The sequence below is a fragment of the Variovorax ureilyticus genome (genome assembly GCF_037889935.1).
Classification (GTDB): Bacteria; Pseudomonadota; Gammaproteobacteria; order Burkholderiales; family Burkholderiaceae_C; genus Variovorax; species Variovorax ureilyticus.
On the sequence record NZ_JBBKZU010000024.1, the window covers coordinates 14,374 to 28,125 of the forward strand.

General features: G+C 67.0%; 15 protein-coding genes. 8 read left to right on the forward strand and 7 right to left on the reverse strand.

What is annotated here, in order from left to right:
• Positions 1–18: 18 nt before the first annotated feature.
• Complete coding sequence (locus WKW77_RS32280) at positions 19–1,275, forward strand: lipoprotein-releasing ABC transporter permease subunit (RefSeq protein ID WP_340360981.1); 1,257 nt, start codon at positions 19–21, stop codon at positions 1,273–1,275.
• Positions 1,268–1,963 carry a lipoprotein-releasing ABC transporter ATP-binding protein LolD gene (gene lolD / locus WKW77_RS32285; RefSeq protein ID WP_340360982.1) on the forward strand — a complete coding sequence of 232 codons (696 nt, stop codon included), beginning with the start codon at positions 1,268–1,270 and terminating at the stop codon, positions 1,961–1,963. The genes WKW77_RS32280 and lolD overlap by 8 nt, the downstream gene beginning before the upstream one ends.
• Before the next feature lie 21 nt (positions 1,964–1,984).
• On the opposite strand, the gene WKW77_RS32290 is transcribed toward lolD, so the two are convergent.
• From WKW77_RS32290 to WKW77_RS32310, 5 genes are all read right to left on the reverse strand, one after another.
• Positions 1,985–2,743: an SDR family NAD(P)-dependent oxidoreductase gene (locus tag WKW77_RS32290; RefSeq protein ID WP_340360983.1), complete on the reverse strand. Its 759-nt coding sequence runs from the start codon at positions 2,741–2,743 to the stop codon at positions 1,985–1,987.
• A 76-nt stretch (positions 2,744–2,819) separates the two neighbouring features.
• The gene (locus WKW77_RS32295; RefSeq protein ID WP_340360984.1) at positions 2,820–3,860 is read right to left on the reverse strand and encodes a VWA domain-containing protein; all 1,041 of its coding nucleotides are present in this window, start codon (positions 3,858–3,860) and stop codon (positions 2,820–2,822) included.
• Entirely contained in the window at positions 3,857–4,849 is a 993-nt protein-coding gene (locus tag WKW77_RS32300) for a DUF58 domain-containing protein (RefSeq protein ID WP_340360985.1), read from the reverse strand. Before WKW77_RS32300 ends, WKW77_RS32295 begins: the two co-directional genes overlap by 4 nt.
• Entirely contained in the window at positions 4,830–5,840 is a 1,011-nt protein-coding gene (locus WKW77_RS32305) for an AAA family ATPase (RefSeq protein ID WP_340360986.1), read from the reverse strand. The genes WKW77_RS32300 and WKW77_RS32305 overlap by 20 nt, the downstream gene beginning before the upstream one ends.
• Positions 5,841–6,017: 177 nt before the next feature.
• A complete protein-coding gene (locus tag WKW77_RS32310; protein ID WP_340360987.1) occupies positions 6,018–7,031 on the reverse strand; it encodes a S1C family serine protease in 1,014 nt (337 codons plus the stop codon).
• Between the two features lie 87 nt (positions 7,032–7,118).
• Here WKW77_RS32310 and WKW77_RS32315 point away from each other — a divergent pair, with 87 nt between their 5' ends.
• Positions 7,119–7,979: a TatD family hydrolase gene (locus tag WKW77_RS32315; RefSeq protein WP_340360988.1), complete on the forward strand. Its 861-nt coding sequence runs from the start codon at positions 7,119–7,121 to the stop codon at positions 7,977–7,979.
• Positions 7,980–8,116: 137 nt separating this feature from the next.
• Positions 8,117–8,497 (forward strand): hypothetical protein, encoded by a 381-nt coding sequence (locus WKW77_RS32320; protein WP_340360989.1) that lies wholly within the window; start codon positions 8,117–8,119, stop codon positions 8,495–8,497.
• Between the two features lie 67 nt (positions 8,498–8,564).
• Here WKW77_RS32320 and WKW77_RS32325 read toward each other — a convergent pair whose 3' ends face one another.
• Positions 8,565–9,398: a mechanosensitive ion channel family protein gene (locus WKW77_RS32325; protein ID WP_340360990.1), complete on the reverse strand. Its 834-nt coding sequence runs from the start codon at positions 9,396–9,398 to the stop codon at positions 8,565–8,567.
• Between the two features lie 43 nt (positions 9,399–9,441).
• On the opposite strand from WKW77_RS32325, the gene WKW77_RS32330 reads away from it, so the two are divergent.
• The 4 genes from WKW77_RS32330 (at position 9,442) to WKW77_RS32345 (ending at position 12,821) form a co-directional block, all read left to right on the forward strand.
• Complete coding sequence (locus tag WKW77_RS32330) at positions 9,442–9,975, forward strand: DNA-deoxyinosine glycosylase (protein WP_340361037.1); 534 nt, start codon at positions 9,442–9,444, stop codon at positions 9,973–9,975.
• On the forward strand, positions 9,972–10,715 hold the full coding sequence (locus tag WKW77_RS32335; protein WP_340360991.1) for a class I SAM-dependent methyltransferase: 744 nt from the start codon (positions 9,972–9,974) through the stop codon (positions 10,713–10,715). The genes WKW77_RS32330 and WKW77_RS32335 overlap by 4 nt, the downstream gene beginning before the upstream one ends.
• Positions 10,716–10,736: 21 nt before the next feature.
• Entirely contained in the window at positions 10,737–12,521 is a 1,785-nt protein-coding gene (gene tfpB, locus WKW77_RS32340; RefSeq protein WP_340360992.1) for a type IV pilus assembly ATPase TfpB, read from the forward strand.
• 141 nt (positions 12,522–12,662) lie between these two features.
• The gene (locus WKW77_RS32345) at positions 12,663–12,821 is read left to right on the forward strand and encodes a hypothetical protein (RefSeq protein ID WP_340360993.1); all 159 of its coding nucleotides are present in this window, start codon (positions 12,663–12,665) and stop codon (positions 12,819–12,821) included.
• A 21-nt stretch (positions 12,822–12,842) separates the two neighbouring features.
• On the opposite strand, the gene WKW77_RS32350 is transcribed toward WKW77_RS32345, so the two are convergent.
• Positions 12,843–13,667, reverse strand: coding sequence for a plasmid replication/partition related protein (locus WKW77_RS32350; protein WP_340360994.1), 825 nt, complete (start codon positions 13,665–13,667; stop codon positions 12,843–12,845).
• Between the last annotated feature and the right edge of the window lie 85 nt (positions 13,668–13,752).

Genomic DNA, 13,752 nt, shown 5'->3' on the forward strand with positions numbered 1-13,752 from the left:
GACCCGTCGGGAGGCCTGATGCGACTCCCCTACGAACTGCAACTCGGCTGGCGCTACACGCGGGCGGGCCGGGCGACGCGGCGCAACGGCTTCATTTCCTTCATCTCCGGCGTGTCGATGTTCGGCATCGCGCTCGGCGTGGCGGCGCTGATCATCGTGCTGAGCGTCATGAACGGCTTCCAGAAGGAAGTGACCGACCGCATGCTCGGTGTGATCTCGCACATCGAGATCTTCTCGCGCGACGGCCAGGCCCTCGGCGACATCGACGCGATCATGGCCCAGGCCCGCAAGAACCCGCAGGTGGTCGGCGTCGCGCCCTTCATCGCTGCGCAGGCGCTGATCGCGCGCGGCGAAGACATGAAGGGCGCGATCATCCGCGGCATCGAGCCGAAGCTCGAAGGACAGGTGACCGATCTCTCGACCACCACGCAGCATGGCGCGCTGGACAAGCTGGTGCCGGGCCAGTTCGGCATCGTGCTCGGCATCGAACTCGCGCGCTCGCTGTACGTGCGTGAAGGCGATCAGGTCACCCTGGTCGCACCGGGCGGGCAGGTCACGCCGGCGGGCGTGGTGCCGCGCCTCAAGCAGTTCACCGTGGTCGGCACCTTCGATTCAGGCCACTACGAGTACGACTCGTCGCTCGCGATGATCCACGAGGAAGATGCCGCGCGCATTTTCCGTCTCGAAGGACCGAGCGGCGTGCGCCTCAAGCTCAAGGACCTGCATCAGGCGCGCGAAGTGGCCGAGGAACTCGCCGCGACGCTGCCGGGCCAGTTCCTGATCCGCGACTGGACGCGCGCGAACAAGACCTGGTTCGCGGCGGTGCAGGTCGAGAAACGCATGATGTTCATCATCCTCACGCTGATCGTCGCGGTGGCCGCCTTCAACCTCGTGTCCACGCTCGTGATGACGGTGACCGACAAGCGCGCGGACATCGCGATCCTGCGCACACTCGGTTCGAGCCCGAAGAGCATCATGGGCATCTTCGTCGTGCAGGGCGCGATGGTTGGCGTCATGGGCACGCTCGGCGGGCTGCTGCTGGGCCTGGGCATCGCCTACAACATCGACGTGATCGTGCCGGCGCTGGAGCGGCTCTTCCACGCCAGTTTCCTGCCGAAGGACATCTACCTCATCAGCCAGATGCCCAGCGATCCGCAGCGCGGCGACATCATCCCGATCACCGTGATCTCGCTGATCCTCGCCTTCGTCGCCACGCTTTATCCGAGCTGGCGCGCGAGCCGCGTGAACCCCGCGGAGGCGCTGCGCTATGAGTGAGGCCAACAAGAACAATGTGGTGCTGAAGGTCCGCGGGCTGACCAAGCGCTTCAACGAAGGCCGCAGCATCGACCTCACCGTGCTGCACGGCGTGGACCTCGACGTGCATGCGGGCGAGACGGTGGCCATCGTCGGCGCCTCCGGCTCCGGCAAGAGCACGCTTCTGCACCTGATGGGCGGCCTCGACGCGCCCACCAGCGGCAGTGTCGAGCTGCATGGCGAGAACATGGCGCTGGTCGACGCGGCCGAGCAGGGCCGCCTGCGCAACATGCACCTGGGCTTCGTCTACCAGTTCCATCACCTGCTGCCGGAATTCACCGCGCTCGACAACGTCGCGATGCCGCTGCGGATCCGGCGCATGCTGCCCTCGGAAGCGCATCAGGTGGCGGCCGAGATGCTGCGCGCGGTGGGCCTCGGCGAGCGTGTGCAGCATCGTCCGGCGGAGCTGTCGGGCGGCGAACGCCAGCGCGTGGCGATCGCGCGTGCGCTGGTCACGCACCCCGATTGCGTGCTGGCCGACGAGCCGACCGGCAATCTGGATCGCGCGACGGCCGATGCGGTGTTTGCGCTGATGCTGCGCCTGGCGCACGAGCGCGGGACCGCGTTCGTGATGGTCACGCACGACGAGAGCCTGGCGGCCCGCTGCGACCGCATTTTGCGGCTCACGGCGGGGAGGCTGGCGGGCTGAGGCCTCGACGATCGGCGGCGTTCAGGCCGCGATCGAGTAGCCCCCGTCCACCGGGATCGCCGTGCCGGTGATGAAGTCCGAGGCGCCGCTGGCGAGGAACACCGCGATTCCCGCCAGATCCTGCGGCTGTCCCCAGCGTCCCGCGGCGGTGCGCGCGATCACGCGTTCGTTGAGCCCCGGCACCTGTGCGCGAGCGGCATCGGTCAGCTCCGTCTGGATCCACCCCGGAAGCACCGCGTTCACCTGGATGCCATCCGCCGCCCACGAAGCCGCCATCGCGCGCGTGAGCTGCACGATGCCGCCCTTGCTGGCGCCGTAAGCCGGCGCGTAGGGCGCGCCGAAGATTGACATCATCGAGCCGATGTTGATGATCTTCCCGCCGCCGGCCGCCTTGAGCAGCGGGTGCGCCGCGCGGCAGCAGAGGAAGGCGCTGGTGAGATTGGTGTCCATCACCTGGTTCCACTCGGCCAGCGCGAGCTGGTCCACCGGCTTGCGCACCGTGGTGCCGGCGTTGTTGACGAGGATGTCGAGCTGGCCGCAGCGCGCCGCGAGTTGGTCGAACAGCGCTTTCACCGAGTCCTCGTTCGTGACGTCGGCTTCGAGCGCGAAGCTCTCGCTGCCCAGCGCCTTCAGCGCATCGACCGCGGCTGCCGATTTCTGCGCATTGCGCGCGGCGATCACGACACGCGCACCGGCCTGTGCCAGCCCCTTGGCCATGCCGAGCCCGATACCGCCGTTGCCGCCCGTGACGAGCGCGACCTTGCCCTTGAGATCAAACATCGAGTGGAGTCCTTCCTTTCGCCGCGATTGTGCCGCTGCTCTTCGCAGCCTCGGCCTTGGGGCGACGAGCCGCAGCTCAGAGGATGCGGTTGAACCAGAGCAGCGAGAGTCCGGCCGAGAGCAGCGCGAGGCCGGCGGCCGCCATGGCGAAGAGGGCCGAGATCTCGGTTTCTTTCTTCTCCACGGTCAGGCGCGAACTCAGCGAGCTGTAGACCTTCTTCAGATCGGTGGCCGTGCCCGCGTAGAAGTACTCGGCGTTGGTCTTGTTGGCGATGGCCTTGAGCGTCTCCTCGTCGAGCCGCACGCGCATCGACCAGCCCTCGAAGCCGATGGTCTCGCCGTCGACCGTGCCGATGCCCACGGTGTAGACGCGCACGCCGCGATCGGCCGCCACCTTGGCCGCGTCGAGCGGATCGACGCCGGTGGTGCGCTGGCCGTCCGTCAGCATGATGATCGCGGCGGAGGTGTACGAGCCCGGCGCCACCGGCGTGAATTCCTTGTTCGCCTGTTTGCCGGCCCGATCGATCGGCGTGCCGCGCTCGCGGCTTTGCGGGCCGAAGTCGGAAATGTCGATGCCCGCCTCCGGGAACAGCGTGGCGAGCGACACCACGATCGCATTGCCGGTCGCCGTCGCCCGCTGGAGCTGGAAGGAATCGATGGCGGTGACGAGGTCTTCGCGGTTGGTGGTCGGAAGTTGAGCCACCTGCGCGCTGCCGGCGAACGCGACGATGCCGACCTTCACGGTGCGCGGCAGTTCCTTGATGAAGCTCTTGGCCGCTTCCTGTGCGGCGACCAGCCGGTTGGGCTGCACGTCGGCGGCGCGCATGCTGCCCGAGACGTCCATCGCCAGGATGATGGTCTGCTGGTTCGACGGCAGCACCACCACCGCCATCGGCCGCGCGGCGGCGACCAGCATCGCCGCCAGCGCGAGCATGAAGAGGAACGGCGGGATGTGCCGGCGGATCGTCTGGCTCGCGCCCATCGCCTCGCGCACGATCGACAGGCTCGCATAGCGCAGCGCGAGTTTCTTCTTGCGCCGCAGCAGCCACAGGTACAGGAGCACCAGCAGCGGCAGCGCCAGCAGCAGCCAGAGAAATTGGGGCCAGAGGAAATTCATGCTGCCACCACGGTCGAGTTTGCGAGCCCCGTGCGCACGCGCCGCTTTCGCATGTCGGCGAATCGCACGATGGCCTCCACCAAGTCATCGTCGGTCGAGAGTTCCACCGTGTCAACGCCCACCTTGGCCAGCGATTCGCGCAACGCGACTTCGCGCTCTGTGGCAAGCCGCGCAAAGCGCTTGCGGAAACCGGCGTCGTGCGTGTCGACCCAGAGCTGCTCGCCGGTTTCGGCATCGCGCAGGGGCACGAGGCCAAGGTCCGGCAGCTCGAGTTCGAGCGGATCGAACAGGCGCACCGCCACCACGTCGTGGCGCTGCACCAGATGGCCGAGCGGGCGCTCCCATCCGGGCTCGCTCAGGAAATCGGAGACCACGAACACGGTCGAACGGCGCGGCATCAGGACGGCGGCCGACTTGAGCAGATCCGCCAGCCGGGTCATGCCCTGCTGGGCGACCTCCGCCTTCGGCGCACGGCGTTCCATCGCGTGGAGAAGATGCAGCACATGCCGGCGGCCGGTGCGCGGGGGGATCACCGCCTCGATATCGTTGCCGTAGACCATCGCGCCGACGCGGTTGCCGTGCCGGGTGAGCAGCCGCGCGATCACGCCGACGAAACCCGCCGAGATCTCGCGCTTGGCGCGTACGCCGGAGCCGAAATCGACCGAACGGCTCAGGTCGAGCACGAACCAGGCGGCCATCTCGCGATCTTCGGTGAAGACGCGCACGTAGGGCGTCTGCAGCCGAGCGGTGACGTTCCAGTCGATGTGCCGCACATCGTCGTGGTGCTGGTACTCGCGAAGATCGGCGAGGTCGAGACCCGCACCGCGCATCAGCGTGCGGTAGTCACCCTGCAGCAGGCCGTCGAGGCGGCGGATCACGGTCCATTCGAGCCGGCGCAGCGCGCGTTCGACGCCGCTCGCCGCCGCCTCGGCGGCCGCGAGGGCTTCGTCGTTGGCGGCTTTCCCGCGCTTAGGCCACCAGCTTTTCATGCTCGAGCGGTTTTGCGGGCGCGGGCACGGCCCGCATGATCTTGTCGATGAGACTGTCGGGCGTGAAGCCTTCGGAGAGTCCTTCGTAGGACAGCGTGACGCGATGCCGCATCACGTCGGGCACCAGCGCGGTCATGTCCTCGGGCAGCGCGTAGCTGCGGCCGCGCAGCAGTGCGAGCGCACGTGCGCCTTCGGTCAGGCTGATGCTTGCGCGCGGGCTCGCGCCGAAGGTGATGAAGCGGCGCAGGTCCTTCAGGCCGTGCTTCTCCGGCGTGCGCGTGGCCGACACGAGCCGGACCGCGTACTGGATCAGCGAAGGATCGACATAGACGCGGCGCGCCTCGGCCTGCAGCGCGGCGAGCTGCTCCGTGGTGGCCACCGGCATGGCCGCGACCGGCGGGCCGATCACCCGCTCGACGATCACGAACTCTTCCTCGTCCGTCGGGTAGTCGACCAGCACCTTCATCATGAAGCGGTCCACCTGCGCCTCGGGCAGCGGGTAGGTGCCCTCGGTCTCGATCGGGTTCTGCGTCGCCATCACGAGGAAGGGGCGCGGCACTGGGTGCGTCTCGCCGGCGATCGTGACCTGGCGCTCCTGCATCACTTCGAGCAGCGCGCTCTGCACCTTCGCCGGTGCGCGATTGATTTCGTCGGCCAGCAGGAGGTTGGCGAAGACCGGGCCGAGCGAGGTGCTGAAATCGCCCGTCTTCTGGTTGTAGATGCGGGTGCCGACCAAGTCCGCCGGCACGAGGTCGGGCGTGAACTGGATGCGCTTGAACTGCCCGCGCACGGTGTCGGCGAGCGTCTTGACGGTCAGCGTCTTCGCCAATCCCGGCACGCCTTCGACCAGCAGATGGCCATTGGCGAGCATCGCCACCATTACCCGTTCGAGAAACCGGTCCTGGCCGACGACGACGCGCTTGACCTGATAGAGGATCTGCTCCATCAGCTCGGCCGTGGATGCGGAGGTCGGTTCGGTGTCTGTGCTCATGAGTGGACTCTTTCTCTTTTGTTCAACTCTTCATCACCACGCATTCGCAAACCCCCCGGCCGCGCAGCAGGCCCGTCCGCGGGCACCCGCGGAACCGGCTTTGCCGGGCCGCCGGGAGCGACCCCGGCGAGGGGGCGCAGAGCCACTTGAAGTGGGCGAGGCTGGGGGTGAGCATGTCTAGAACGGCGGCGAGCCGGCGGCGGATGCTGCGTTCTCGATCGGCACGGCGAAACCAATGCCGATGAAGGTGCGCTGCTGGGTCGGGTTGAGGATGGCGGTGACGATGCCGAGCACCTCGCCGTCCATGTTGATGAGCGGACCGCCGGAATTGCCGGGGTTGGCCGCGGCGTCGAACTGGATCAGGTTGCCCAGCTCCTGCTTGCCTTCGGGCGAGCGGAACGAGCGCTTCAACCCCGAGACTACGCCGGCAGACACCGAAGGTCCGATGCCGAAGGGGAAGCCGACAGCGGCGACCTGGTCGCCCGGCTGCAGGTCGGCGGTGGAACGCATCGTGGCGGGGATGAGATCGTCCGGCAGCTTCTGCGCCTGCAGCACCGCGAGGTCGTTCTCGGGCTGCACGCCTGTGATGGTGGCCGGCGATTCGAGGCCGTCGAAGAACGTCACCTTGATCGTTTCGGAGCCCGCGACCACATGCAGGTTGGTCAGGATGATTCCCTTGTCGACGATCACCACGCCGGTGCCGACGCCGCGCTCCACCTGCTGGCCGGGCGCTTCGTCCGCGGGCGCCTCGGCCGGCTTGCCCTTGGCGAGATTGCGGCCGCGCTTCTCGACCTTGGCGTCGGGCGTCGTCTTCTCGGTGCCGTAGCCGACCACGCGCACCACCGAGGGCCGGATGATTTCGGCCGCCTTGGCAGCGGGCGAGGGCAGGGTGGTGGTGTGCAGGGTGCGCAGCACCGCCTGGTCGATGTCCTTCTGCGTGTACTGGCGTGTGGCCTTGGGCCACATGACCGCAACCGTCGCGCCCATGCCGACGACGAGTGCGAGGAGCAGCGCGAAGCTGCGGCGTCCGGGTTGCCAGCGCTGGGGTGTCTGGGGAGTGGCTGCGGCTTGTGCAGGTTGCGATGGCGTGGTGTCGGAACCGTCCGACGCGCTCTTTGCCATGGTCGCCCCGGGCTCTGCCGCGTGGCGCGGCTCTCTGGGCGAGCGGCTGTAGAAAGCAGGCCTGCGCATCGGGCACCTCCGGCAAAAGAGAACGCTTGAGGAGGCACGGTAGCACGCTTTCCCGAGGTCTGCATGCCCTTGGGGCATGATGGCGGCATGGCCCTCTTTGTCGATACCCACTGTCATCTCGACGCGCCCGAATTCGGCGCCGAGATGCCCCGGATCAGGGCGCGCGCAGCCAGTCTCGGCGTCGGGCTTTGCGTGATTCCGGCGGTGGCAGCCTTCAATTTCACTGCGGTGCGCGAGCTGGCACAGCGCCAGGGCGACGTCTATGCGCTCGGCATCCATCCGATGTGCACCGGACAGGCGCTGGATGAGCATCTGGACGACCTCGACGCCGAACTGGTGCGCCGGCGCGACGACCCGCGGCTGGTGGCGGTCGGCGAGATCGGGCTCGACTTCTTCGCCCCAGGCCTCGACGCCGACCGGCAGGCAAAGTTCTTTCACACTCAGTTGCAGCTTGCACGCAAGCATGAACTGCCGGTAATCATTCATGTGCGCCGGTCGGTCGACAAGGTGCTGAAGCATCTTCGCCAGGTCGCGCCGGGGCAGCGCTGGCACGGCATCGCGCACGCCTTCAATGGCAGCGGGCAGCAGGCGCAGGCATTTATCGATCTCGGGCTCAAGCTGGGCTTTGGCGGCGCGGTGACCTTCGAGCGGGCCCTGCAACTGCGGCGGCTGGCGCAGGCCGTGCCGCTGGAGGCGATCGTCATGGAGACCGACTCGCCTGACATCCAGCCGCAGTGGATCTACCGCACGCAGGCCCAGCGCGATGCCGGCCAGCCGCAGGGGCGCAACGAGCCCGGCGAACTGCCGCGCATCGCCCAAGTGGTGGCCGACCTCCGCGGCATGTCGGTGGAAGCGCTGGCCGAGGCCACCACCCGCAATGCGATGGAGGCGCTGCCACGTCTGTCTTCGCTGGTCGGCGCGTCGGCGGGTATGCTGCGCACCGCGTAGGCCGATCGCTCGACCTGCGCGGCAGCGGCCGGGGAGTGCGCTTTCGATGTCATCCTTGGGCTCTGCACAGTCGTTGAATTGCTGTGTGTGCACCGGTGGCAATCAAGCCACTCCAACCTTGCAAGGAGCTTTACAAGATGAACAAGACTTCCATCCGCATCCTTCCTGCCGCATTGACACTCGCCGTCGCATCGGTCGCATTGCCGGCCCTGGCGCAGAACACCGCAGCGCCCACGACGACCGAGAAGGTCGAAAACGCCAGCAAGGAGACATGGGACTCCACCAAGAGCGGCACCAAGAAGGCGGTGAAGGCCACCGAGCAAGGGGGCGAGAAGGCCTGGGACGCCACCAAGAGCGGCAGCAAGAAGGCCTGGAACGCCACCAAGAAGGGCGCGCACGCGACCGGCAAGGCGGTCAGCGATGCCGGCGGTGCGGCCGCCGATGCAACCCGCAAGACCGGCGACAAGATCGGCGAGCACATCCCCGGCACGGCCCAGCATGACGCGAAGAAGCCTTGAGTACGGCGCGTTCTGCGCGCCGCAATGAAGAAACCCGCCTGTAGGCGGGTTTCGCTTTTCTGGGGCTTCAGGCCGGCTTGATCGGCGGGGGCGTCAGGTGGCGCTGCACCAGCGGCGTCTCGGGCGGCGGGTAGCCGGCGGCGCCGAAGGTCTTGACGATCGCCTTGTGCGTGTCGAAGTAGACCTGCCAGTAATGATCGGTGTGCGTATAGGGCCGCACCGCGAGCAACGGGCCCTCGGGCGTGAACTGGAGAATCTCCACGTCCGCCGGTTGCTCCTTCGAGACGTTCGGGATTTCGCTCACCGCGGCCTTGAGCCGCTGGATGGCGTCGCCGACGTCCACGCCGTTCGCGATCTTGGCCGTGACGTCGACACGTCGCCACTGCAGCGTGCTGAAGTTCTGGATCGTCTCCGACAAGACCTTGTTGTTGCCGACGGTCACGACGGTGTTGTCGGGCGAGATGAGCGTGGTGCCGAAGAGGCCCAGTTCCCTGACGGTACCCGTCACGCCGCCGACGGTGACGAAGTCGCCCACGCGGTACGGTCGCAGCACCTGCAGGAACACCCCGGCCGCGAAGTGCGTGAGCAGGCCGCCCCAGGCGGTGCCGATCGCCAGGCCCGCGCCGGCCAGCAGCACCGCGAAGGAGGTGGTGCGGATGCCGAACATGTCGAGGATCGCGAGGATCAGGACGATGTTCAGGACCACGCCGAGGATCGAGACCAGGTAGTTGCTCAAGGTCGGGTCCATGCGCTTGCCGCGTTCGAGCGCCTTGCCGACGAGCCTCTGGGCCAGGCCGATGAGCCACCGGCCGATGCCCCAGGCGATCAGTGCGCCGATGACTTTCAGGCCAAAATCGACGCCCTGCGTCGTGATGAACGTCCAGATCGCTTCCGTATTCAAGTTCTTCTCCTCACAGTGCCAGCGATTCACACCGGCAAGCGTTATGGATAAGCCAGCCTCGCGCCCAGTCGACGCGGACGCCGTGCTCACGGGCCTCGCACCGATCGTGTCCGAGAACACCGCCTTGTTGATCCTCGGCAGCTTTCCCGGCGAACGATCGATCACGGAGCAGCGGTATTATGCTCATCCGCAGAATCATTTCTGGAAGATTTTGCAGGCCCTGTGGCCCGCAAAGCCGCTCCCGCTGGGCGTTGATAGCTATCAAAAGCGTAGCGGGTGGCTGCTCGACCGAGGACTTGGCGTATGGGACGTCTACGCGAGTTGCCGGCGCGAAGGCAGCCTCGATACGGCGATCCGCGACGCGGTCGTGAACGACATCGTGAGCCTGCGTCTGCCGAAGCTCGCAGCCATCGCGCACAACGGCGGCGAGAGCTTCAAGCATGCAAAGCACACGCGCACGCTCGGGGTGCCGGTCCATCGGCTGCCCTCGTCGAGCCCTGCCAACGCATCGTGGAGCTTCGAGCGCAAGGTCCGCGCCTGGCGCGAAGTGTTTGAAAGGTATCTGGACATTCCATGAAAGTCTCTCTCCCCGAAGTCAACTTCTCCGATTGGGGAGACGTGCGCTACCTGCACCTGGGCACGGAGTGGGTGCAGGGTTCGATGAAGCTCGACGCGCCTTTCGACATCGAGCTCGAATACGTGCAGCGCATGATGGCGTGGCTGCTGTTCGTCGACCCGGCCAGCGTCGCGAAGCGGCATGCGATGCAGCTCGGGCTCGGGGCCGCGAGCCTCACCAAGTTCTGCCGCAAGCAGCTTCGCATGCGCACCACCGCGATCGAGCTCAATCCGCAGGTGGTCGCGGCGTGCCGGGGCTGGTTCAAGCTGCCGGCGGACGATGCCAAGCTGCAGATCGTGGTCGCCGACGCGGCCACCGAGATCCGCCAGCCGCAATGGCTCGGCACCGTCGATGCGCTGCAGGTGGATCTCTACGACCACGAGGCCGCAGCGCCGGTACTCGACAGCGAAGACTTCTATGCCGACTGCCGCGGTCTCCTGACCGAGGACGGATGCATGACCGTCAACCTCTTCGGCCGTTCGTCCAGCTACGAGCGCAGCCTCGCGAAGATCGTCTCGGTCTTCGGGGAGGAAGCGGTCTGGGCCTTCAAGCCGACGCGGGAAGGCAACACGGTCGTGCTGGCGCAGCGCGAAGCCAGCCAGCCGAAACGGCCCGTGCTTGCCGACCGCGCGCAAACCATCCAGACTCGCTGGAGTCTGCCCGCTCCCAAATGGCTGCGCGTGTTCAAGCCCGTGGCTTGAGCGCCGTCAGACTCGCCTTCTATGAACGCTGTGACCTCGCCTTCCTCTGATTCCCGGTTCGAAGGGCCGCTCGACCTGCGGCACCTCATCGAATGGCTTGCGCGGGATGGCGTGATTTCGCCGCACGAAGCCAAGCGAACGCTCGCGCGTTGCGCGCAGGCCGAGAGCCGGCAGGCGCCGCTGGTGCGTCTGGCGAGCGTTGCCATGACCCGCGAGGGGGACGGCAAGCCGCTCGATCTCGAAATGCTCACCCAATGGCTCGCCGCGCGGGCGGGTCTCGCGTACCTGCGCATCGACCCGCTGAAGGTCGACGTGGGCAAGGTGGCCGACACCATGAGCGCGGCCTACGCGGAACGGCACAAGGTGCTGCCGGTGCAGGTGACGCCAAGCGAAGTCGTGGTCGCGACCTCGGAGCCGTTCCTGACCGACTGGATCCCCGAGGTCGCGCGCCAGTCCCGTCGCTCGGTGCGGCGCGTGGTCGCGAATCCGGCGGATATCCAGCGCTACACGGCGGAGTTCTTCGCGCTCGCGAAATCGGTTCGCGCAGCACAGAAGGCGGGCTCCAGCGCGGGCAGCGCGAGCTTCGAGCAGCTGGTGGAGCTCGGCAAGTCCAACAAGCAGCTCGACGCCAACGACCAGAGCGTGGTGCAGGTGGTCGACTGGCTGTGGCAATACGCCTTCGACCAGCGCGCGAGCGACATCCACCTCGAGCCGCGCCGCGACCAGGGCGTGATCCGCTTCCGCATCGACGGCGTGCTGCATCCGGCCTACCAGATGCCGATGGGCGTGATGAACGCGATGGTCTCGCGCATCAAGCTGCTCGGCCGCATGGACGTGGTCGAGAAGCGCCGTCCGCTCGACGGCCGCATCAAGACCCGCAACATCCGCGGCGAAGAAATCGAAATGCGGCTGTCCACGCTGCCCACCGCCTTCGGCGAGAAGATGGTGATGCGGATCTTCGATCCGGACACCGCGGTCAAGGACCTCGATGCACTGGGCTTCGCGCAGCACGACGCGAAGCGCTGGGAGCAGCTCGTGACGCGGCCGCACGGAATCATCCTCGTGACCGGCCCGACCGGCTCCGGGAAGACCACCACGCTCTATTCCACGCTCAAGCGGGTGGCGACCGAGGAAGTCAACGTGAGCACGGTGGAGGACCCGATCGAAATGATCGAGCCGTCGTTCAACCAGACGCAGGTGCAGCCTCAACTCGACTTCGGCTTTACCGAGGGCTTGCGCGCGCTGATGCGGCAGGACCCCGACATCATCATGGTGGGAGAGATCCGCGATCTAGCCACCGCCGAGATGGCGGTGCAGGCTGCGCTCACCGGCCATCTGGTCTTCAGCACGCTGCACACCAACGATGCGCCCAGCGCGATCACGCGGCTGATGGAACTGGGGGTGCCCTCGTACCTCATCAACGCGGTGATGCTCGGCGTGCTGGCGCAGCGGCTGGTGCGCACGCTGTGTCCGCACTGCAAGGCACCCGACGAATCGATCACGCGCGAGAAGCTCGCGGAGTTCGTTGCGCCGTGGCAGATCAGCGGTTCGGTGCGCGCCTACCGGCCGGTGGGTTGCGTGGACTGCCGCATGACCGGCTACATGGGCCGCATGGGCCTGTACGAGCTGCTCACGGTGACCGAAGCCTTCAAGAGCGAGGTCACCAAGGAGCCGAGCATGGCGCCGCTGCGGCGGCAGGCGGTGGCCGACGGCATGCGGCCGCTGCGCCTGGCCGGCGCGCTCCGGGTCGCCGAAGGGCTGACCACCATCGAGGAAGTGCTCAGCGCCACGCCCCCACTCGAATAGCTTTGCCGCGCCTCCACTCAGGGGGGCGGAAAAAGGAAGAATTTCACGGTCGGCGCGGATAGCAACATCGGCTTTTTGGATGATTCCCAGAGGCCCTCGCGAGGCGCACAGTCGCACCCATCGACGACTCGGGGGAACGACATGGACTCTGAAGTTTTCACGATTGGCGCCCTGGCATTGCTCGTTGCAGGTGGCTGGTTGATCGACCTTCTGAACCATCGCGAGGAGTCCCGCCTCAGCCGCGGCATGGCCCGGCAACTCAAGAAATCGGCAGACACCGTGCACGGCATGCTGCACTGACTTTCCAGGCGATCGCCGAGCCTATACCGGGGCTTGCGACACAGACAGCTCGGCCAACTGGCGCCGCAGCGATTCGTTCTCTGCGGTCAGCTCGGCGACCCGCTGTCGCAGGATCTGCAGTTCATCGATCTGTCTCGGCTCATCCGATGTGACAGCGGGCTCCTCCCGGGGCTTGCGCTTCGATTCGCGAACCCGCTTGGCCGCCTGCTTCAGTTCTTCCTTGCCGCCGGTCGCTGCGGCGACCTGCTCTTCGGCCGGAAGGGTCGCCACTGCCGCTGCCGCGTTGATCGAGATGGTGCCGGCCTTGACGGCAGCGACGACTTCGGGCGCGGCCTGCTTCTGGATCTTTTCGATCATCACCACCTGGTTGCTGCTCAGGCGCGCGGCCTTGGCCAGGGCTTCGCGGCTTTCGAACGGCGCGGGCGGCGGTGCATCCGCGGCGACGGCGGCTTCGCGGCCGGGCGACCCGGCATCTCCGGCGGCTGTTGCGGCATCGTCCGCCGGAGGCGCGGTGCGCGAACGCCGGTCGGACACGATCTCGCGCTTGCGCAGTGCCAGTACGCCGCGCTGGAAGTCCGAGAGGCTCCGGCGGCCGAGATGCTGCTCGATCATCCAGAGGTGCACGTCCGCCATGGACTTGAAGCGCGTGTTCTGCACCGTCTGGAACGGCACGCCGTGCTTCTGGCAGATGCGGTAGCGGTTGTGGCCGTCCACGAGCACATCGCCCCACAGCACGAGCGCGTCGCGGCAGCCTTCCTCGAGGATGCTGCGTTCGAGCGACTCTTCCTCCTCGGCGGTCAACGGGTCGATATAGGCCTTGAGTTCTTCGTTGACGACGATGTCCATGAGGGAGCGGCAGCGCGGGGCATGAGTGAAAGGGGCCGCATTCTAGAGAAGCAGGGGCAGGGATAACCCTCAAATCCCGGTAGGT